Raw genomic sequence first — 20,165 nt, 5'->3', positions numbered from 1 at the left:
TTCTGGTGCCGTGAAGTCCGACCGACTGCTCTCCATCCTGCTGCTCCTGCAGACCCGCGGCCGTGTCCCCGCGCATGAACTCGCCGACCGGCTGGAGGTGTCGGTGCGGACCATCTACCGGGATGTCGAGGCCCTGTCCGCCTCCGGTGTCCCGGTCTACGCCGAGCGCGGGCGGCACGGCGGCATCGAACTGCTCGCCGGGTTCCGTACGGACGTCACAGGGCTGACCGCCGACGAGTCCCGCGCCCTGTTCATCCTCGCCGCCCAGGGCGCACACGCCGCGCTCGGCCTGGACGCGGCGCTCGGCTCGGCGCTGCGCAAGGTGATGGCCGCGCTGCCGGCGCCGTACCGCCCCGCCGCCGAGGTGACCTCCCGCCGCATCCTCGTCGACGCCACGCGCTGGAAGGGCGGTCCGCAGCCCGCCGTCGACCTGGACACCCTGCAGGACGCCGTCTTCACCGACCGGCGGCTGCGGCTGCGCTACCGGCACAGCGGGGCGCAGGAGGCGCGGACGTACACCGTCGATCCGTACGGACTCGTGTCGAAGGCGGGCATCTGGTACCTCGTCGCCGACCGGCGTGCGAAACCGCAGCTCTTCCGCGCCGACCGGGTGCGGTCCGCCACTGTCCTCGACGACGTGGTGAAGCGGCGGCCGGGTGTCGAACTCGCCGATGTCTGGGAGGTGTTGCGCCGCCAGGTCGAGGAGCGTCCCGGCGGGCTCGACGTCACCGTCCGCGTCCGCCGCGACCGCCTCGACATGTTCCTGCGCCTGCACGCCGCGCAGCTCGCCGAACTCCCCGAGGACGACGGCGAGGGCGAGTGGGTGACCGCGCGGCTCTCCTACGGCGTCCTCGGCCAGACGCGCCAGCTGCTGCAGTTCGCCGACCGCGTGGAGGTCCTCTCGCCGCCGGAGGTGCGCGCGGAGCTGGCCGCCGCGGCCGCTTCCGTCACGGACGTGTACCGGCGAGTGGGCGAGAGCGGTCAGTGAAGCCGCAGGTCAGTGCGGTCTCCTGAGATCCCCTTTACCTGAATCACAGGCCGGGGACAGACCGCCCCCAAGGAAGCCATAAGCGCCGTTGATTGAGTTCCCGCACTCGAGGATCCCTCATCTCCCTTCATCTTCCTTGGAGTTGTTTCTCATGAAGCGTGTGCGTCTCGTCCCCGCAGTGGCCCTGCTGGCGCTCTCGCCTCTGGTCCTGGCGGCCTGCGGCTCGGGCGACTCGTCGTCGTCCTCGGACAGCGGCAACTCCGGGCAGCAGCAGGCCTGTCAGGCACCGACCGGCAACGCCTCCGGGCGCCCGAGCGGCGCCCCTTCGGGTGCCCCCACCGGCAACGCCACCGCCAGGCCCTCCGGCGCCCCCTCGGGCATGCCGAGCGGCGCGCCCAGCGCCGGGGCGGCGGCGGGTGGCGGTCAGGGCGGTCCCGGCGGAGGGGGCCGGGGCGGCGGCTGCGGCGGTCAGGGCGGCCCCGGCGGCGGTGCGGCACCCGGCGGCGCCCCCACCGCGCAGGCCACCAAGAACTGACCTCGGACGCCGTACGACAAGGGGGCGGCACCCCCGTTGAACCGGGTGCCGTCCCTTCGGGCTGCCCGGGCTCAGTCCATCCAGTGGTGCCGTCCGATGCTGATCAGCCGCATCTGACGGGTCGCGATCTGCGCCACGCGCTCCCGGTCCTCCTTCGTGCCCTCCAGGGCCTCGAGGAACAGCGAGGCGGTGACCAGCATCTGGTCCACGTACAGATGGGCCAGCATGAGGAGGTCGTCGTCGCTCCAGCCCTCGGACTCCGGGTCCTTGGCGAGCTCGCCCTTCACCTCCTCGGCGAACCGGGCCAGTTGGTCCCGGATGGCCTCCCGCACCGGCTGGACCCCGCCATGCCGTTCACGGGCGATAAAGCGGACATGCGCGGGGTACCCGTCCACATGGCCGGCGATCAACTCGATGGCGCGCGCTATGCGTTCCTCGCTGGAGTCGGCCGCGGACACCGTCGTCCGGATCATCGGGTGCAGGCTGCCCAGTGCCTCCTCGACCAGGGCCGCGCCGAGATCCGCAATGGAGCGGAAGTGGCGGTAGAAGGCGGTCGGGGCGACGCCGACGGCGCGCGTGACCTCGCGCAGGCCCAGGCTGCTCAGGCTCTGCTCCTCCAGCAGGCCGAGCGCCGCGTCCAGGAGCGCCTGCCGGGTCTTCTGCTTCTGGGCCTGCCGGATGCCGAGGGTGTGACTCATGTCATCCAGTTAACAACTGTTCTCCGGATTTGGAAAGCCGTCAGGCGCGCTAGACTCTGAAGTCAGTGAACAAGTGTTACTACAACCGTTCACCGAAACTTAACCAGAGGCGCCCTCCCGGGGCGCACGGAGGGGGATCGAATCCCATGCTGTTCCTCGTCGCCGCACTCATGCTGCTCGGCGTCGTCCTGGGCACCGTGGCCCACGCGCCGCTGACCGTCACCGCTCTCGTGGCCGTCGGCATCGCCGTCTGGCTCGGCATCTTCGCCGCCCGCGAGCGCCACAGCCGCCGCACCTCGGCCAACTGACCGCCGAGTCGGCCGCCCGACCCGACTTCCGACTTCCGCTTCCTGGAGCTGAGCACCATGCAACTCACCGCCCCGGCCACGAGCCGCACCGACACCACCACCCGCAAGCCCGCCCGCGATGCCGACGGCATGGCCGTCGCGTCCTTCATCCTCGGTCTTCTCGGCCTCCTCGTGCTGAACATCTTCCTCGGCCCCGTCGCCATCGTCCTGGCCGCCGTCGCTCTCTGGCGCGGCACCGCCCGCCGCGGTCGCGCGTACCTGGGTATGGCCCTGGGCGTGGCCGACCTGGTGGTTCTGGTGATCGCCATGCAGATGTCCAACACGGTTTCGTGGAGCCTGTGAGCCCGAGGCGCACCATGACGAACGGCCGACCTCCCCGAGGACGACGGGGCCCGGTCGCCGAACCGCCCGGTCCGGACGTACGGCCGGCGACGGGGGCCCCGTAGAATCGGCCCCACCATGGCTTACCTCGACCACGCCGCGACCACCCCGATGCTCCCCGAGGCAGTCGAGGCAATGACCGCCCAGCTGAGCGTCACGGGCAACGCCTCCTCCCTCCATGCCTCCGGCCGGCAGGCCCGCCGTACCGTCGAGGAGGCCCGCGAGACCCTTGCCGAAGCGCTCGGCGCCCGCCCCAGCGAGGTCGTTCTCACCTCCGGCGGCACCGAGGCCGACAACCTCGCCGTGAAGGGCCTGTACTGGTCCCGCCGCGACGCCGACCCGGCCCGCACCCGCGTCCTCGCCAGCCCGGTCGAGCACCACGCCGTCCTGGACGCCGTGCACTGGCTCGCGGAACACGAGGGCGCCACCGTCGAGTACCTCCCGGTCGACCCCTACGGGCGGGTCCACCCCGAGGCGCTGCGTGAGGCCATTGCCCGCAATCCCGACGACGTGGCCCTGGCGACCGTGATGTGGGCGAACAACGAGATCGGCACGGTCATGCCGGTCCGTGAACTCGCCGACGTGGCACGGGAGTTCGGCATTCCGCTGCACGCCGACGCGGTCCAGGCCTTCGGCCAGGTCCCGGTCGACTTCGCCGCCTCCGGACTCGCCGCGATGACGGTCTCCGGGCACAAGATCGGCGGCCCGTACGGCATCGGTGCGCTGGTCCTCGGCCGCGAGTACACCCCCGTACCGGTCCTGCACGGCGGCGGCCAGGAGCGCCATGTCCGCTCCGGGACCCTCGACGTCCCCGCCGTCGCCTCCTTCGCGGTGGCCGGACGCCTCGCCGCCGAGCAGCGCGAGTGGTTCGAGCGGGAGATCGGCGCGCTGCGCGACAGCCTGATCGAGGCGGTTCGTACGGCGGTTCCGGACGCGATCCTGGGCGGAGACCCCGTGGACCGCCTGCCGGCCAACGCCCACTTCACCTTCCCGGGCTGCGAGGGCGACTCCCTGCTGCTGCTGCTCGATGCGCAGGGCATCGAGTGCTCCACCGGCTCCGCCTGCACCGCGGGCGTCGCCCAGCCCAGCCATGTCCTGCTGGCCACCGGCACCGACCCCGACCTGGCCCGCGGCACCCTGCGCTTCTCCCTCGGCCACACCTCCACCGAGGCCGACGTCGAGGCCCTGGCGAAGGCGATCGGCCCGGCGGTCGAGCGGGCTCGAGCCGCCGGGCTCACCTGAGAGGCCCTAGCTCTCCGTCACCATGAGGGACGCCATCATGCCCTCGTCCTCGTGCTGCAGCAGATGGCAGTGGAGCATGTACATGTAGGTGTCGTCGGAGAAGTCCGTGAACTCCATGGCGATCTTGATGGTTCCGCCGCCGACCACCTCGTACGTGTCGAACCAGCCGAGGTCGACTCCGGTCGGATCCGCGCCGTTGACGGAGACCAACTGGTACGGCACGTCGTGCAGATGGAACGAGTGCTCCAGCTGCGTGTTGTTCTTGATCGTCCAGATCTCCTTGGAGCCCAGCGTGGTGCTGATCATGGCCATGGACGACATGCTCGTGCCGACCGAACCGTCGATCGTCATCGAGGTGCCGCTCTGGCCGAGCGTGATGGTGCGGGCCGTGAAGCCGCTGGTGTCGTACCGGTCGATCGTGTTGAGCGAGCTCGGCAGGTCGGCCGGGGTGTCCGTGCCGGACGCCGTGATGGCGAGCACGTCGTAGGTGCCGCTGCCGCCGCGCACCCATCCGGTGGTGACGACGGCCTGGAGCGTGACGGCGTCCGACAGATCCAGCACGAACTCGGCGCGGGCGCCGGCCACCAGCCGGATGCTGGTCACTTCGGTGGCCGCGGTGAGATAGCCCTGGTCGGTGGCGATCTGGTTGAGCTTGCCTCCGTCGCTGCGCTGGAGGGTGATGATGTCGGACGGCGAGGCGTTGAGCACCCGGAACCGGGTGCGCGTCCTGGTCGCCGTGAAGGTGAGCGTGGTGTCGTCGACGTTGGTGCCGTTCAGCAGCAGCGGGAAGCTCAGGCCGCTGCTGAGATAGCCGGACAGGTCGTACTTGAGGGCGCCCGCGCTGTCGGTGGCGAGGCTCTGGAAGATCAGTGGGATGTCGTCCGTGCCGTAGGTGCTCGGGAGGTCCGAGGACGCGGTCGAGTCGTCCTCGACGATGATCATGCCGGCCAGGCCGTGCACCGCCTGCTTGGCCGTGGTGCCCAGGGCGTGCGGGTGGTACCAGAGCGTCTTGGCTTCGTCCTTGACCGTGAACGTCGGGGACCAGGTCGTCCCGTCGGTGAAGGCGACCTGGGGGCCGCCGTCCATCTTGGCCGGGACATGGGCGCCGTGGAAGTGGACGGTGGTGTCCTCGCCCAGGCTGTTGGTGATGTCGAGCAGGACCGTGTCGCCGCTGGTCCACTTCATGGTGGGCCCGAGGAAGGACTGGTTGTAGCCCATCGTGTCGCTGGTGACCCCGGGGAGCACCTCGGCGGTGCCGGTCCTCGCCTCCAGCGTGAAGGTGGTGGTGCTGCCGGAGGTGGTGCCCTCCAGCAGGTCCGGGACGGTCAGGGTGGCCGAGTTGGTCGCCGCGCTCGCCTTGCTCCTGCCCGCCTCCGTCAGCAGGGAGAAGGCGGCCCCGGCCCCGGCGACGGCCCCGAGGCCGACTCCGGCCATGCCGCCGAGGAAGCGGCGCCGGTGCACGCCTTTGCCCTTGCGGGTGTTCTCGCCGTGTCCGCCCCTGCCCGCGCCGGGCTCTGTGGTGTGAGTCATGGGCGGGATCGTTGAACCGAGGACTGTGCGAGGACTGGGGTGAAGTCAGGAGGACGCCGTGCCGGCTGTGAAGGCGCCCTGAGCGTCCGTTCCACTCAACTTCCTTGAAGAAAAGCCAAGTTGAAAAAGCCCAGATCGCACACGGCGTGGGGGACGCAACGGACACCTCGTCCCGGCGGAAGCCTTTACGACTTCGTTGTCTTCACCGAACGCACGAGCCGCATGTACCGGTCCCAGTCCCAGTACCGCCCCGGATCGGTGTGGTCCGTCCCCGGCACCTCCACATGCCCGATGATGTGCTCCCGGTCGACGGGTATGCCGTACCGCTTGCAGATCCCCGCGGTCAGCCGCGCCGAGGAGGCGTACATCGCGTCCGTGAAGGACGATCTGTTCTCCACGAAGCCCTCGTGCTCGATGCCGACACTGCGTTCGTTGTACTCGCGGTTGCCCGCCTGGAACGCCACGTCCAGCTCGCGGATCATCTGGGTGACGTGCCCGTCCTTGCGGACGATGTAGTGGGCCGCGGCCTTGTGGCCCGGGTCCTGGAAGGCCTTGACCGCGCTCGCGAAGTCGCCCTGGGTGACGTGGATGATCACGCGGTCTATCGAGTAGTCGTCCGGCCGGTCGGCCCGCCGGTAGTTCGCCGGCGAGGCCGCCACCCACTTCGCGCCCCGGAAGTCGACCGCGCCCGGAGTGCGCGGCTTCTCCACCCCCGGCAGCCGCCACCACAGGTGGGACAGCTCCTGACGCGCCAGCACCGCCGTGCCGACCGCGGCCGCCGCCCCGCCCACCAGCAGCGCACGGCGCCCGATCCGCCGGTCCGAGTCACTCCTGCTCGCCCCCATGTGATCACCAACGGATACTCGTGGGCTCCGGTTCCCGTGTCCCCGTACTCTTGAAGGGCTATGACTGACACCTCGCAGCGCCCCCGCCCCCTTCGCGTACTCGCCGCCATGTCCGGCGGAGTGGACTCCGCCGTCGCCGCCGCCCGCGCCGCGGAGGCCGGCCACGACGTGACCGGCGTCCACCTCGCGCTCTCCGCGAACCCGCAGTCCTTCCGCACGGGCGCGCGTGGCTGTTGCACCATCGAGGACTCGCGCGACGCCCGCCGCGCCGCGGACGTGATCGGCATCCCGTTCTACGTCTGGGACCTCGCCGACCGCTTCCGCGAGGACGTGGTCGAGGACTTCGTCGCCGAGTACGAGGCCGGCCGCACCCCGAACCCGTGCCTGCGCTGCAACGAGAAGATCAAGTTCGCGGCCCTGCTGGACAAGGCCCTCGCGCTCGGCTTCGACGCCGTCTGCACCGGCCACTACGCCCAGGTGATCGTGAACGAGGACGGCACCCGCGAGCTGCACCGCGCCTCCGACATGGCCAAGGACCAGTCGTACGTCCTCGGCGTCCTGGACGAGAAGCAGCTGGCGCACGCCCTCTTCCCGCTCGGCGACACCGTGACGACCAAGGACGAGATCCGTGCCGAGGCCGAGCGCCGCGGTCTCGCGGTCGCCAGGAAGCCCGACTCGCACGACATCTGCTTCATCGCGGACGGCGACACCCAGGGGTTCCTCGCGAACCGGCTCGGCAAGGCCGAGGGTGACATCGTCGACGAGTCCGGGGCGAAGATCGGCACCCACGAGGGCGCGTACGGCTTCACCATCGGCCAGCGCAAGGGCCTGCGCATCGGCACCCCCGCACCCGACGGCAAGCCGCGCTACGTCCTGGACATCTCGCCGGTGAACAACACCGTGACGGTGGGCCCGGCCGACGCCCTGGACGTGACCGCCCTGACCGCGATCAAGCCCCGCTGGTGCGGCACCGCGCCGACCGGCCCGGGCAGCTACACCGCCCAGCTGCGCGCCCACGGCGGCGAGACCGAGGTCACCGCCGAACTGGTCGACGGCACCCTGGAGGTCTCCTTCTCGGAGCCCGTCCGCGGTGTCGCCCCCGGCCAGGCGATCGTGCTGTACGACGGCACGCGCGTGGTGGGCTCGGCGACGATCGCGACGACCACGCGCGCGAAGACGACGACGTCCGTCGCCTGACCGTCTCCAGGAAGGCGCCCAGAGCTCGAACCGGCTGCCGCCCCAGCCCGCGGCGCCCTGCCACCGTCGTTCCGCGGCCCCGACCATCTGCGCCAGGTGCCACGGCGACCGCCAGGCCGCCGTAAGGCGTACTTGACCGCCACGGCGAGCGCGGCGACCGGCGCCGCGAGCAGGGTCAGCAGCTGTGGGTTTCGGGTTCATCAGGTATTGACGTGGGAGCGCACCCATCTAGAGGAACTCCGCCAGCACGGGCGCGAGGACGTTCGGATCCACCAGGTGGGTCTGTCCCTCCAGGACCCGGTACGTTCCCTGGGGTGCCGTTTCGGCCACGGCCCGGGCGGCCTCGCGCATCCAGGCGGGGCTCGCACTGCCCGCAAGGGACAGAACGGGCACCTCGATGCCGGCCAGCCGGTCCTGCGGCACCAGACCGTCTCCCATCACGGCGTTGTCGTACGCCAGGGTCGGCGCGATCGCCTCCATGCCGGACCACATGGGGGAGTTGCGGGCGCTCTGGATCATCTCCTCGGCCAGCCCGGTGAGCCTGAGGAACAGCTCGACCGCGTCCCCTCGCCGGCCCTGCCCGAGCGCCTCCTCGAGCCGCTCGGTGTACTCGGCGCGCTCCTTCGCGCCGCCCTCGTACACCGCGAACGGCACCTCGTACACGGCGACCCGGCGGACCGGCAGCCCGCTCGCGGCCGCCTCCAGGACCAGCGCGCCGCCCGAAGAGTGGCCGTACAGCGAGGCCTCGCCGCCCACCGCGTCGATGAGCGCGGCGAGATCCTCGACCTCCCGGGCCACCGCGTACGGCAGGGTGTCGCCGCTCTCGCCGCGGCCCCGGCGGTCGTAGGAGACGACGCTGAAACGACCGGAGAGCGGCCCGGCGAGGGGCGCCACGGTGGCGCCCGTCGACATCGCTCCGCTGACGAGGATGACCGCGGGCCCCTCCCCGGTGCGTTGACAGGCGAGAGAGGTGCCGTCGTGCGAAATGGTCTTCTTGTCCATGCCTGTGGAGACTGCCCCAAGGCGGGGAAATAATCGCCCTTACGCGCTGAAGACCTCGCTCACGACACCTCGACTTCGTAGAAGCAGAGGTGGTCCTTGATCTGGGCGACCTCGGGCTTGGGCTCGGGATAGGACCACACCAGGTCCGCCGCGTCCGGCAGCGACCAGTAGCTCGCGGTGCCCTTGAACGGGCAGTAGGTGTGGGTGTCGGACGGGGTCAGCAGATTGAGCCGTACGTCCTCGGCGGGGAGGTAGTACCGCGGCGGACAGCCCGTCTCCCTGAGGACGAGGGCCCGTTCGCTCTCCGCCAGGATCTGCTCGCCGTGCACCACGCGCACGTGCCGGTCGCTCTGCTCGATGGTGATCGTGTGTCCTTCGGCCATACCGGAAGAGCATTCGCGGAGGCCCCTTTCTTCCCGCGTACGGTGAGGGCATGCGAATCTGCGTCTTCCTCTCCGCCGCCGACCTCGACGACCGCTACACGCGCCCCGCGCGCGAGTTCGCGAAACTGCTGGGCAAGGGCGGGCACACGCTGGTGTGGGGCGGTTCGGACGTAGGCCTGATGAAGGTGGTCGCCGACGGCGTCCAGGAGGCCGGAGGACGGCTGTGCGGGGTCTCCGTGGACTTCCTGGCGGCCAAGGCGCGGCAGGGCTCGGACGAGATGGTGATCGCCCGTGACCTCGCCGAACGGAAGAAGCTGCTCCTGGAGAAGGCCGACGCCGTGGTGGTCATGGTCGGCGGGACGGGAACCCTCGACGAAGCCACCGAGATCCTGGAGCTGAAGAAGCACGGCCACACCGACAAGCCGGTCGTCCTGCTCAACACCGCGGGCTTCTACGACGGCCTCAAGGAGCAGTTCCGGCGCATGGAGGACGAGGGGTTCCTGCCCCGGCCCCTCACCGACCTGGTGTTCTTCGCGGAGGAGCCGGTGGGTGCGCTGGCCTACCTGGAGGAGAGCCAGGGCATCGAGTGAGGCGCGCATGATGCGGGCGGCGGAACGGGGCGGGGCGTTGCGCGGATCCCCGCGGGTGCGAGCATGGCGGGCATGGCTACCCATGTGATCACCGGAGCGGGCTCCGGCATCGGCGCGGCCGTCGCCCGCCGCCTCCACGCGCGCGGGGACGAACTCGTCCTGCACGCGCGCGACGCGGGCCGCGCGAAGGAACTCGCGGCGGAGTTTCCCGGTGCGAGGACGCTGGTCGGCGACCTGGCTGACCCGGACAAGCTGTCCTGGGCCTTCTCGCACCAGACGCTGCCGGACCGGGTGGACTCCCTGCTCCACATCGCGGGGGTGGTCGACCTCGGGCCGGTCGGCGAGCTGACGCCCAAGACCTGGCGCCACCAGCTCAACGTCAACCTGATCGCTCCGGCCGAGCTGACCCGGCACTTCCTGCCCCAACTCCGCGCCGCCCGCGGCCATGTGGTCTTCGTCAACTCCGGCGCGGGCCTGAACGCCCATGCGGACTGGTCCGCCTACGCGGCCTCGAAGCACGGCCTGAAGGCCCTGGCGGACTCGCTGCGGCACGAGGAGCACGGCAACGGCGTCCGCGTCACCTCGGTCTATCCCGGCCGCACGGCCAGCCCCATGCAGGCCAAGGTCCACCAGCAGGAGGGCAAGGAGTACGACGCGTCGAAGTGGATCGATCCGGAGTCGGTCGCGACGACGATTCTGATGGCCGTCGATCTGCCGAGGGACGCGGAGGTCAATGACCTGACGGTGCGACCGGGTCGCTGACGAATTTCTTTCGCCCCCGCCGCCCCTTCCCATTCCCGTCCCTGGGGGCTGCGCCCCCAGACCCCCGCTTTCGGCCTGAACGGCCTCGTCCTCAAACGCCGGACGGGCTGAAAGATCAAGCCCCGGCCGGCGAGAAATCAGCTTCTCCGGCGTTTGAGGAGCGGGGGTCCGGGGGCCGGCCCCCGGGTCGGGACGGGTAGGGGCGGCGGGGGCGAAAAACATAGGCTTCTCGTGTGAACGCAGACCTTTCCTTCGGCCCCGCCACGGGCATCGGCTCGATGCCCGGCGGCGACGCCCGCGAGGCGGCCAAGACCGTCACCGGGACCTTCGAGGACTTCCCCTTCCTGCCGGAGCTGCCCGCCCGCGGCCCCGGCGCCGACATGATCGGCAGAACCGCAGGGATGCTCGTCGAGCTGTACGCGCGCGTGGAGCCCAGCGGCTGGCGCATCGGCGACCGCCCGGGACGGGACACCAAGCGGGCCAGGTCATGGCTCGGCGAGGACCTCGACGCCATCGAGGAGTTCACGCAGGGGTACGAGGGCCCGCTCAAGGTGCAGGCGGTCGGCCCCTGGACCCTCGCCGCCGCCCTGGAGCTGAAGAACGGCGAGGCGGCCCTCTCCGACCCCGGCGCCTGCCGCGACCTCGCCGCCTCACTCACCGAGGGCCTCCGCCTGCACCTCGCCGAGGTGCAGCGCCGCATCCCCGGCGCCCACCTCGTCCTCCAGCTCGACGAACCCTCCCTCACCGCCGTCCTGCGCGGCCGGGTGAAGACCGCCAGCGGCTACCGCACCCACCGCGCCGTCGACCGCCAGCTCGTCGAGGCCACCCTCCGCGACGTCGTCGGGGTTCACAGCGGCGGCCCCACCGTGGTCCACTCCTGCGCACCGGACGTCCCGTTCGCCCTCCTGCGAAGGGCGGGCGCGGCCGCGGTCTCGTTCGACTTCTCGCTCCTCACCGAGCGTGACGACGACACGATCGGAGAGGCGGTGGAAGCGGGTACCCGGCTCTTCGCAGGTGTCGTACGGGGCACGGACGGCCCATTGTCAGACCCTGCCGGTAGCGTCATGGGTGTCAGGACGCTGTGGCGCAGGCTGGGGCTGCAACCGGGACTCCTCGCGGAGGCGGTCACCCTCACGCCGTCGTGCGGACTCGCGGGGGCCTCCCCGGACTACGCACGCAGGGCACTCGCTCACTGCGTCCGGGCGGCGAGATCCCTCGCGGACAACCCAGAGTAACGGGAGGACAACACGGTGGCCGGCGACAAGCAAGCGGAGACGACGGTGCCCGCCGAGGCGCGGGAGAAGCACGCGAAGCTCGCTGAGCAGATCGAGGAGCACCGCTTCCGGTACTACGTGAAGGACGCTCCGGTCATCAGCGACGCGGAGTTCGACAAGCTCCTGCGCTCCCTGGAGGCGCTGGAGGAGGAGTACTCCGAGCTGCGCACGCCGGACTCCCCGACCCAGAAGGTCGCGGGGGCGTACGAGACGGAGTTCACCTCCGTCGAGCACCGCTCCCGCATGCTCTCCCTGGACAACGCCTTCAGTGACGAGGAGCTGGCCGCGTGGGCCGAGCGCGTCGCCAGGGACGTCGGCGGGCCCGACTACCACCTCCTGTGCGAGCTCAAGGTCGACGGCCTCGCCGTCAACCTCACCTACGAGCGGGGCCGCCTCACGCGCGCGGCGACCCGCGGCGACGGCCGCACGGGCGAGGACATCACTCCCAATGTCCGTACGATCGCGGAGATTCCGGACAGGCTGAGCGGTGACCGCGTCCCCGACCTCGTGGAGATCCGCGGCGAGGTCTACTTCCCGATGGAGAAGTTCGAGGAGCTCAACGCCCGTCTGGTGGAGGCCGGCGACAAGCCCTTCGCCAACCCGCGCAACGCGGCGGCCGGTTCACTGCGCCAGAAGGACCCCCGGGTCACCGCCACCCGCCCGCTCCACATGGTCGTCCACGGCATCGGCGCCCTGGAGGGCTTCGAGGGCCTCACCCGCCTCTCCCAGGCCTACGACCTCCTCAAGACCTGGGGCCTGCCCACCTCCCGGCACAACAAGGTGGTCGACGGCCTCGACGGCGTACGGGAGTTCATCGCCCACTACGGCGAGAACCGCCACTCCGTGGAGCACGAGATCGACGGGGTCGTCGTCAAGCTGGACGAGATCCCGCTCCAGGGACGGCTCGGCTCCACCTCCCGCGCCCCGCGCTGGGCGATCGCGTACAAGTACGCGCCGGAGGAGGTCAACACCAAGCTCATCAACATCCGCGTGGGCGTGGGCCGCACGGGCCGGGTCACTCCGTACGCCCAGGTCGAACCGGTCACGGTGGCCGGCTCCGAGGTCGAGTTCGCCACCCTGCACAACCAGGACGTCGTCAAGGCCAAGGGCGTCCTCATCGGCGACACGGTGGTGCTGCGCAAGGCAGGTGACGTCATCCCGGAGATCCTCGGCCCGGTCGTCGACCTGCGCGACGGCAGCGAGCGCGAGTTCGTGATGCCGGCCGAGTGCCCCGAGTGCGGTACGGCGCTGAGGCCCATGAAGGAGGGCGACGTCGACCTGCGCTGCCCCAACGCCCGCACCTGCCCGGCCCAGTTGCGCGAGCGGCTGTTCTATCTGGCGGGCCGCAAGGCGCTGGACATCGAGCACTTCGGCTATGTCGCCGCGGCCGCCCTCACCAAGCCGCTGGAGCCCGAGGACCCGCCGCTCGTGGACGAGGGCGACCTGTTCGACCTCACGATCGAGCGGCTGCTGCCCATCAAGGCGTACGTCCTCGACCAGGACAGCGGGCTGCCCAAGCGCGACCCGAAGACCGGCGAGGAGAAGGTCGCCACGGTCTTCGCCAACCAGCAGGGCGAGCCGAAGAAGAACGCGGTTGCCATGCTGGAGAACATCGCCGCGGCCAAGCAGCGCCCGCTCGCGCGCATCCTCACGGGCCTGTCGATCCGTCATGTCGGCCCGGTCGCCGCCGAGGCGCTGGCCCGCGAGTTCCGGTCGATCGAGCGCATCGAGCAGGCCACCGAGGAGGAACTGGCGAACACCGACGGCGTCGGCGCAATCATCGCCGCCTCCCTCAAGGAATGGTTCGCCGAGGAGTGGCACCAGGAGATCCTCCGCAAGTGGCGCGCCGCGGGCGTGCGGATGGAGGAGGAGAGCTCGGGCGAGGACGAGGGCCCGCGCCCGCTCGAAGGGCTGACCGTCGTGGTCACCGGCACTCTCGAGCACTTCACCCGCGACGGAGCGAAGGAGGCGCTGCAGAGCCGCGGAGCGAAAGTAACCGGTTCCGTTTCGAAGAAGACATCCTTCGTGGTCGTAGGTGACAATCCTGGGTCGAAATATGACAAGGCGATGCAGGTCAAAGTGCCCGTCCTGAACGAGGAGGGCTTCAACGTCCTGCTGGAACAGGGACCGGACGCGGCGGCCGAAGTTGCGCTTCCCACAGCTGAATAGCGATTGAAGGCCACCCGATCGGCGCATACCAGATGCATACGGGTGGCCGGGGTGCATTCGGGCAACCGTCTACGACCGCTGCCCGTGGAAGCCTTCTGCGGCCTACTGTTGAGGTGTGCACCTGCCGTGCCCAGCTGCGGTTGGGGCATCCCCTTGCTCCTGACGAGCAAGGGGAAGGGTTTTCCAACGCGGTGCCGTTGATGGATGTCGGGCAACGGGCCGCGTGGCGTGGGCACCGCCGGCTGTGAGAGGGACGGGAATGGAACCGACCGAGAGCGCCGCCCCTGACTCACGGCTGCGCCTGCGCCGGGTCACCGGCGCATGGCGGGCGAGCCGGTGGGCCGGGCGGCCTTCGGAGCGTCCGGGTGCGGAGGGGCGCGCCACCGGACAGTACACCGTGACGGACGGACGCGCCCCGCACCTCACCACCGACCACCCTCCCGGACTGCCGGACCCCGAACACGAACGGCACATGTCCTGGCCCGCACTGCCCGCCGCGGTCGTCGCGGCAGCGGCCTTCGTCCTCGGCGCCGGCTTCTACCGCGGCTTCACCGGGACCCACGCGCTCTTCCCGGCCGGCACCGTCGGCTGGTCCTTCGCGGTGCTGACCGGCATCATCGTCGGCCACCTGGTCATGCTCGGCCGCTCCCGCTGGTGGGGCGGCACCGGCTCGGGCGCCGCCCTCACCCTCGCCGTCCTGATGCTCTACGGCTGGGTGCCCGCCGGAATGGTCAGCCTCACCGTGGTCGTGCTGGTCGGCATAGCCCGGCGCAACCGCTGGCGCCAGGGCGTGCTGCACGGCTCGGTGGACATCCTCGGCATCGGAGCCGGAGCCCTGGTGCTGGGTGCCTTCGGACGCGTGCCGTCCGTGGAGAAACCCTGGAACCCCGACACCTGGACCCTCAGCACCGCGCCCGAGGTGATGCTGGTCGCCGTCGCCTACCTCCTGGTCACCCGCACCCTCCTGTGGTACCTGCACGCCCCGCGCCACGGCGGGCTGCCCACCGTCGCCCGCACCGCCCTGGTCAGACAGGGCCTGGTCGCGGTCGCGCTGCTCGGCATCGCCCCGCTGGTCTGCGTGGTCGCCGCCGCCCAGCCGGTGCTGCTGCCGCTGTTCGCCATCCCGCTGATCGCCCTCGACTCCACCCTGTGGATAGCCCGCGCCCGGGCCGAGGAACAACTGCGCGACCCGCTGACCGGACTGCCCAACCGGCAGTGGCTCCTCGAGCGCATCTGGACCGCCCTGGACGACGCCGAACGCATCGGCGCCCGCGCCGCCCTGATGCTGATCGACCTCGACCGCTTCCGCTCGGTCAACGACACCCTGGGGCACCTCGCCGGTGACCGGCTGCTCCTGCAGATAGCCGACCGGCTGCGCCTCGCCCTGCCCCGCGGAGCGGAGGCCGCGCGGCTCGGCGGTGACGAGTTCGCCGTTTTACTCCCGGTCGCCGACTCCACGACCTCCGCGACCCGGGTCGCCCGGAGCCTGGTCGCCGCGCTCAGCTCCCCGCTCGACCTGGACGGGCTCACCCTCGTCCTGGAGGCCAGCGCGGGGGTCGCCGTCTTCCCGGACCACGCGCTCGATGCGGAGGGGCTGCTGCGGCGGGCGGACGTGGCGATGTACCAGGCGAAGCGGGACCGTACGGGCGTCGAGGTGTACGAGTCCAAGCGGGACTCCAACACACCGGACCGGCTGGGCCTGCTCGGCGATCTGCGCCGGGCGCTGGACGCGCACGAGGTGCAGCTGCACTACCAGCCCAAGGTCCGCTTCGACGGCCAGGTCGCGGGTCTGGAGGCCCTGGTCCGGTGGGTCCATCCCGAGCGCGGGAAGGTGCCGCCGGACGAGTTCATAGCGATCGCCGAGTCCTCCGGGCTGATGCCCCATCTCACGGAGTACGTCCTGGAGACGGCGCTGGGGCAGGTGGCCCGGTGGCGGGCGCAGGGCCTGCATGTGCCGGTCGCGGTCAACGTCTCCCCGCGTGACGTCCACACCCCCGGTTTCGCGGGATCCGTCGCCGCCCGGCTGGCCCGGCACGGGGTCCCGGCGGGAGCGCTCCAACTGGAGATAACGGAACACGTCCTGCTCGAGGACCCGCAGCGCGCCGCCGACACACTGGCCGGCCTCACCGGACACGGCGTGAAGATGTCACTGGACGACTTCGGCACCGGCTACTCCTCCCTGGTGCACCTGCGGCGGCTCCCGGTGAGCGAGCTGAAGATCGACCGCTCCTTCGTGGCCCGCCTCGCCGTCGACGCGGAGGACGCGGAGATCGTCCGCTGCACGGTCGACCTCGCCCATTCCCTCGGTCTGCTGGTCGTCGCGGAGGGCGTCGAGGACGACGAGACCTGGGAGCGGCTGCGCGACCTCGGCTGCGACGCCGTACAGGGCTGGCTGGTCGCAGCCGCGATGCCGCCGGAGGAGACGACGGCGTGGCTGCGGGCGCGCGGGTCGCGGGGCTGGCAGCGCCCTCGCGCGGCGCTGCCGGCCGCGGCGGCCGACGAGTAGTTCCCCCACCGGCCCATCCGTGTGGGCCGGTGGGGGGGCGGGCGTTGCCGGACGCGTCCGACCGCCCGCCGGCCCGGTCCGGGAAACCGTTTCACGGTTACAGCGCCCCGCCCCATAGGATTGGGCCCAAACCACACACACTCACCCCAGAGGAACGCTGCATGCCTGGCATCACGCGCGAGGAGGTCGCCCACCTCGCCCGGCTGGCGCGTCTGGAGCTGAAGCCCGAAGAGCTCGAACACTTCGCGGGACAGCTGGACGACATCATCGGCGCGGTGGCTCGCGTCAGCGAGGTCGCCGACCAAGACGTACCGCCGACCTCGCACCCGCTCCCGCTGACGAACGTCATGCGCAAGGACGAGGTCCGTCCCTCGCTCACCCCCGAGCAGGCGCTCTCCGGCGCCCCGGCCCAGGAGCAGCAGCGTTTCAAGGTGCCGCAGATCCTGGGGGAGGACTAACCGCCATGACGGACAACGTCACCATCATCAAGCTCACGGCCGCCGAGACCGCCGCGAAGATCGCCTCAGGCGAGCTCACGGCCGTCCAGGTCACCGAGGCCCACCTGGCCCGTATCGAGGCCGTCGACGAGAAGGTGCACGCCTTCCTGCACGTCGACCGCGAGGGTGCCCTGGCCCAGGCCCGTGCCGTCGACGAGAAGCGGGAGCGGGGCGAGAAGCTCGGACCCCTCGCCGGTGTGCCGCTCGCGCTCAAGGACATCTTCACCACCGAGGGCATCCCGACGACCGTCGGTTCGAAGATCCTCGAGGGCTGGATCCCGCCGTACGACGCGACCCTCACCAAGAAGCTGAAGGCCGCCGACGTCGTCATCCTCGGCAAGACCAACATGGACGAGTTCGCCATGGGGTCGTCGACGGAGAACAGCGCCTTCGGGCCCACCGGCAACCCGTGGGACCTCACCCGCATCCCCGGCGGCTCCGGCGGCGGCTCCTCCGCCGCGCTCGCCTCCTTCCAGGCGCCCCTCGCCATCGGCACCGACACCGGCGGCTCCATCCGCCAGCCGGCCGCCGTCACCGGCACGGTGGGCGTGAAGCCGACGTACGGTGCGGTCTCCCGCTACGGCATGGTCGCCTTCTCCTCCTCCCTCGACCAGGGCGGCCCCTGCGCCCGTACGGTTCTGGACGCGGCACTGCTGCACGAGGTCATCGCCGGGCACGACCCGCTGGACTCCACGTCCATCGACGCGCCCGTCCCGCCGGTCGTCGAGGCCGCGCGCAACGGCAGCGTCGAGGGCATGCGCGTCGGCGTCGTCAAGCAGTTCCGCGGCGAGGGCTACCAGGCCGGCGTCATCCAGCGGTTCGACGAGTCCGTCGCGCTGCTGAAGGAACTGGGCGCCGAGATCGTCGAGCTGGACTGCCCGTCCTTCGACCTCGCGCTGTCGGCGTACTACCTGATCGCGCCGAGCGAGTGTTCCTCGAACCTCGCCCGTTTCGACGGCCTGCGCTACGGCCTGCGGACCGGCGACGACGGCACGCACTCCGCCGAGGAGGTCACCTCCCTCACCCGCGCCGAGGGCTTCGGCCCCGAGGTGAAGCGCCGCATCATGCTCGGCACGTACGCCCTGTCCAGTGGCTACTACGACGCCTACTACGGCTCCGCCCAGAAGGTCCGCACGCTGATCACGCGCGACTTCGAGAAGGCCTTCGAGCAGGTCGACGTCATCGTCTCGCCGACGACTCCGACCACCGCCTTCCCGATCGGCGAGCGCGCCGACGACCCGATGGCGATGTACCTGGCCGACCTCTGCACCATTCCCACGAACCTCGCGGGCAACGCGGCCATGTCGCTGCCCTGCGGTCTGGCCCCGGAGGACAACCTCCCGGTCGGTCTGCAGATCATCGCGCCGGCGCTGCAGGACGACCGTCTTTACAAGGTCGGCGCAGCCGTCGAGGCCGCCTTCGTGGAAAGGTGGGGGCACCCGCTCCTCGAGGAGGCTCCGTCGCTGTGACCAAGACACTGACCAAGGCCAAGGACTTCAAGAAGTCCAAGTCCGGTACGTACGTGTCCATCGCCACCACCGCCTTCGGCGCGTTCGGTGTCGCCAAGCGGATCAAGAAGGCACGTTCCGAGCAGGACACGCTGCGGCTGATCGACGCGACCGTGGCCGCCGTCGGGATCGTCACCGGTCTCGCCGTCCTGTACCGCGAGCTGAAGCGGCTGGGCGACGACGACGTCCTGCTGGGCTGAGAGGGAAGTTTCACCGTGACCACCACGACCGACCTGGTGTCGTACGAGGACGCGCTGGCGTCGTACGACCCCGTCATGGGCCTCGAGGTCCATGTCGAACTCGGCACCAAGACCAAGATGTTCTGCGGCTGTTCGACCGAGCTCGGTCAGGACGCCAACACGCAGACCTGTCCCACCTGCCTCGGCCTGCCCGGCTCGCTCCCGGTCGTCAACGCGACCGGCGTCGAGTCGGCGATCAAGATCGGTCTCGCGCTGAACTGCGAGATCGCCGAGTGGTGCCGCTTCGCCCGGAAGAACTACTTCTATCCGGACATGCCGAAGAACTTCCAGACCTCCCAGTACGACGAGCCGATCGCCTTCAACGGCTACCTCGACGTACAGCTGGAGGACGGCGAGACCTTCCGCGTGGAGATCGAGCGCGCCCACATGGAGGAGGACACCGGCAAGTCGACCCACGTGGGCGGCGCGACCGGCCGTATCCATGGCGCCTCGCACTCGCTGCTGGACTACAACCGGGCCGGCATCCCGCTCATCGAGATCGTCACCAAGCCGATCGTCGGCGCGGGCGACCGTGCCCCCGAGGTGGCCAAGGCGTACGTCCGTGAGCTGCGCGAGGTCATCAAGGCGCTCGGTGTCTCGGAAGCCCGGATGGAAATGGGGCAGATGCGCTGCGACGTGAACCTCTCGCTGATGCCCAAGGGCAGCGAGAAGTTCGGCACGCGCTCCGAGACGAAGAACGTCAACTCGCTGCGGTCCGTGGAGCGTGCCGCCCGTTTCGAGATCCAGCGGCACGCGGCCGTGCTGAACAGCGGCGGCACGATCGTCCAGGAGACCCGCCACTTCCACGAGGACACCGGGTCGACCACCTCGGGCCGGGTGAAGGAAGAGGCCGAGGACTACCGGTACTTCCCCGAGCCGGACCTGGTGCCGGTGGCCCCCTCGCGCGAGTGGGTCGAGGAGATCCGGGCGGCGCTGCCCGAGATGCCGCTGGCGCGCCGTACCCGGCTGCTCGCCGAGTGGGGCATCTCCGCCACCGACATGCAGGCGATCCTCAACGCCGGTGCGCTGGACCCGATCGTCGCGACGATCGACGCCGGTGCCGACGCGGCCTCGGCCCGCAAGTGGTGGATGGGTGAGCTGGCGCGCAGCGCCAACGAGTCGGGCACCTCGCTCGACGAGCTGGCGATCACGCCGGAGCAGGTCGCCCGGGTCACCGCGCTGGTCAACTCCGGTGATCTGAACGACAAGCTGGCCCGCCAGGTCATCGAGGGCGTTCTCGCCGGCGAGGGCACCCCGGACGAGGTCGTCGAAAAGCGCGGTCTGAAGGTCGTCTCCGACGACTCGGCGCTGGGTACGGCGGTCGACGAGGCCATCGCCGGCAACCCGGGCATCGCCGACAAGATCCGCGGCGGCAAGGTGGCCGCGGCCGGCGCGCTGGTCGGCGCGGTCATGAAGGCGACCCGCGGTCAGGCCGACGCGGCTCGCGTCAAGGAGCTGATCCTGGAGAAGCTCGGCGTCAGCGAGGGCTGAGCATGCCGTTCTCGGGGGCT

20 protein-coding genes are annotated in these 20,165 nt (G+C 70.7%); 15 read left to right on the top strand and 5 right to left on the bottom strand.

Going from position 1 to position 20,165, the window contains the following annotated elements:
* The first annotated feature begins 10 nt into the window (after positions 1-10).
* Positions 11-988, top strand: a complete 978-nt coding sequence (locus tag ACFY1E_RS23870; RefSeq protein WP_389079183.1) for a helix-turn-helix transcriptional regulator — start codon at positions 11-13, stop codon at positions 986-988.
* 151 nt (positions 989-1,139) lie between these two features.
* On the top strand, positions 1,140-1,523 hold the full coding sequence (locus tag ACFY1E_RS23865) for a hypothetical protein (protein WP_389079181.1): 384 nt from the start codon (positions 1,140-1,142) through the stop codon (positions 1,521-1,523).
* Between the two features lie 71 nt (positions 1,524-1,594).
* On the opposite strand, the gene ACFY1E_RS23860 is transcribed toward ACFY1E_RS23865, so the two are convergent.
* Positions 1,595-2,221 carry a TetR family transcriptional regulator gene (locus ACFY1E_RS23860; RefSeq protein ID WP_389079179.1) on the bottom strand — a complete coding sequence of 209 codons (627 nt, stop codon included), beginning with the start codon at positions 2,219-2,221 and terminating at the stop codon, positions 1,595-1,597.
* A 146-nt stretch (positions 2,222-2,367) separates the two neighbouring features.
* Between ACFY1E_RS23860 and ACFY1E_RS23855 the strand changes: the two genes are divergently transcribed.
* From ACFY1E_RS23855 to ACFY1E_RS23845, 3 genes are all read left to right on the top strand, one after another.
* Positions 2,368-2,529: a hypothetical protein gene (locus tag ACFY1E_RS23855; protein ID WP_181922309.1), complete on the top strand. Its 162-nt coding sequence runs from the start codon at positions 2,368-2,370 to the stop codon at positions 2,527-2,529.
* A gap of 57 nt (positions 2,530-2,586) precedes the next feature.
* Positions 2,587-2,871 (top strand): DUF4190 domain-containing protein, encoded by a 285-nt coding sequence (locus tag ACFY1E_RS23850; protein WP_389079177.1) that lies wholly within the window; start codon positions 2,587-2,589, stop codon positions 2,869-2,871.
* A gap of 117 nt (positions 2,872-2,988) precedes the next feature.
* Positions 2,989-4,152, top strand: a complete 1,164-nt coding sequence (locus ACFY1E_RS23845; RefSeq protein ID WP_389079174.1) for a cysteine desulfurase family protein — start codon at positions 2,989-2,991, stop codon at positions 4,150-4,152.
* A gap of 6 nt (positions 4,153-4,158) precedes the next feature.
* On the opposite strand, the gene ACFY1E_RS23840 is transcribed toward ACFY1E_RS23845, so the two are convergent.
* Both ACFY1E_RS23840 and ACFY1E_RS23835 read right to left on the bottom strand, forming a co-directional pair.
* Complete coding sequence (locus ACFY1E_RS23840) at positions 4,159-5,682, bottom strand: multicopper oxidase family protein (protein WP_389079172.1); 1,524 nt, start codon at positions 5,680-5,682, stop codon at positions 4,159-4,161.
* Between the two features lie 185 nt (positions 5,683-5,867).
* Positions 5,868-6,527 (bottom strand): N-acetylmuramoyl-L-alanine amidase, encoded by a 660-nt coding sequence (locus tag ACFY1E_RS23835; RefSeq protein WP_389079170.1) that lies wholly within the window; start codon positions 6,525-6,527, stop codon positions 5,868-5,870.
* A gap of 60 nt (positions 6,528-6,587) precedes the next feature.
* On the opposite strand from ACFY1E_RS23835, the gene mnmA reads away from it, so the two are divergent.
* On the top strand, positions 6,588-7,724 hold the full coding sequence (mnmA, locus tag ACFY1E_RS23830) for a tRNA 2-thiouridine(34) synthase MnmA (protein WP_389079168.1): 1,137 nt from the start codon (positions 6,588-6,590) through the stop codon (positions 7,722-7,724).
* A 228-nt stretch (positions 7,725-7,952) separates the two neighbouring features.
* Here the strand turns inward: mnmA and ACFY1E_RS23825 are convergent, their stop codons facing one another.
* Positions 7,953-8,726, bottom strand: a complete 774-nt coding sequence (locus tag ACFY1E_RS23825; protein ID WP_389079165.1) for an alpha/beta fold hydrolase — start codon at positions 8,724-8,726, stop codon at positions 7,953-7,955.
* Positions 8,727-8,785: 59 nt separating this feature from the next.
* Positions 8,786-9,109, bottom strand: a complete 324-nt coding sequence (locus ACFY1E_RS23820; protein WP_389079163.1) for a DUF427 domain-containing protein — start codon at positions 9,107-9,109, stop codon at positions 8,786-8,788.
* A 50-nt stretch (positions 9,110-9,159) separates the two neighbouring features.
* On the opposite strand from ACFY1E_RS23820, the gene ACFY1E_RS23815 reads away from it, so the two are divergent.
* The 9 genes from ACFY1E_RS23815 to gatB all read left to right on the top strand — a co-directional run bounded on the left by ACFY1E_RS23815 (position 9,160) and on the right by gatB (position 20,145).
* Entirely contained in the window at positions 9,160-9,699 is a 540-nt protein-coding gene (locus tag ACFY1E_RS23815; RefSeq protein ID WP_389079161.1) for a TIGR00730 family Rossman fold protein, read from the top strand.
* A 63-nt stretch (positions 9,700-9,762) separates the two neighbouring features.
* Positions 9,763-10,461, top strand: coding sequence for an SDR family oxidoreductase (locus ACFY1E_RS23810; RefSeq protein ID WP_389079159.1), 699 nt, complete (start codon positions 9,763-9,765; stop codon positions 10,459-10,461).
* Positions 10,462-10,694: 233 nt separating this feature from the next.
* Positions 10,695-11,696 (top strand): methionine synthase, encoded by a 1,002-nt coding sequence (locus ACFY1E_RS23805; RefSeq protein WP_389079156.1) that lies wholly within the window; start codon positions 10,695-10,697, stop codon positions 11,694-11,696.
* Positions 11,697-11,711: 15 nt separating this feature from the next.
* Positions 11,712-13,904, top strand: a complete 2,193-nt coding sequence (gene ligA, locus ACFY1E_RS23800) for an NAD-dependent DNA ligase LigA (protein WP_389079154.1) — start codon at positions 11,712-11,714, stop codon at positions 13,902-13,904.
* A 259-nt stretch (positions 13,905-14,163) separates the two neighbouring features.
* Positions 14,164-16,410 (top strand): putative bifunctional diguanylate cyclase/phosphodiesterase, encoded by a 2,247-nt coding sequence (locus ACFY1E_RS23795; RefSeq protein WP_389079151.1) that lies wholly within the window; start codon positions 14,164-14,166, stop codon positions 16,408-16,410.
* A gap of 161 nt (positions 16,411-16,571) precedes the next feature.
* A complete protein-coding gene (gene gatC / locus ACFY1E_RS23790; protein WP_030851400.1) occupies positions 16,572-16,868 on the top strand; it encodes an Asp-tRNA(Asn)/Glu-tRNA(Gln) amidotransferase subunit GatC in 297 nt (98 codons plus the stop codon).
* 5 nt (positions 16,869-16,873) lie between these two features.
* Positions 16,874-18,376 (top strand): Asp-tRNA(Asn)/Glu-tRNA(Gln) amidotransferase subunit GatA, encoded by a 1,503-nt coding sequence (gene gatA / locus ACFY1E_RS23785; RefSeq protein WP_389079149.1) that lies wholly within the window; start codon positions 16,874-16,876, stop codon positions 18,374-18,376.
* Positions 18,373-18,615 carry a hypothetical protein gene (locus ACFY1E_RS23780; protein WP_389079147.1) on the top strand — a complete coding sequence of 81 codons (243 nt, stop codon included), beginning with the start codon at positions 18,373-18,375 and terminating at the stop codon, positions 18,613-18,615. Before gatA ends, ACFY1E_RS23780 begins: the two co-directional genes overlap by 4 nt.
* Before the next feature lie 15 nt (positions 18,616-18,630).
* Complete coding sequence (gene gatB / locus ACFY1E_RS23775) at positions 18,631-20,145, top strand: Asp-tRNA(Asn)/Glu-tRNA(Gln) amidotransferase subunit GatB (protein ID WP_389079144.1); 1,515 nt, start codon at positions 18,631-18,633, stop codon at positions 20,143-20,145.
* Positions 20,146-20,165: the final 20 nt, after the last annotated feature.

Origin of the sequence: Streptomyces sp. NPDC001604 (assembly GCF_042893475.1) — a bacterium.
Classification (GTDB): Bacteria; Actinomycetota; Actinomycetes; order Streptomycetales; family Streptomycetaceae; genus Streptomyces.
The sequence above is the reverse complement of the archived record's forward strand: the minus strand, read 5'-3'. Positions and strand labels throughout refer to the sequence as shown.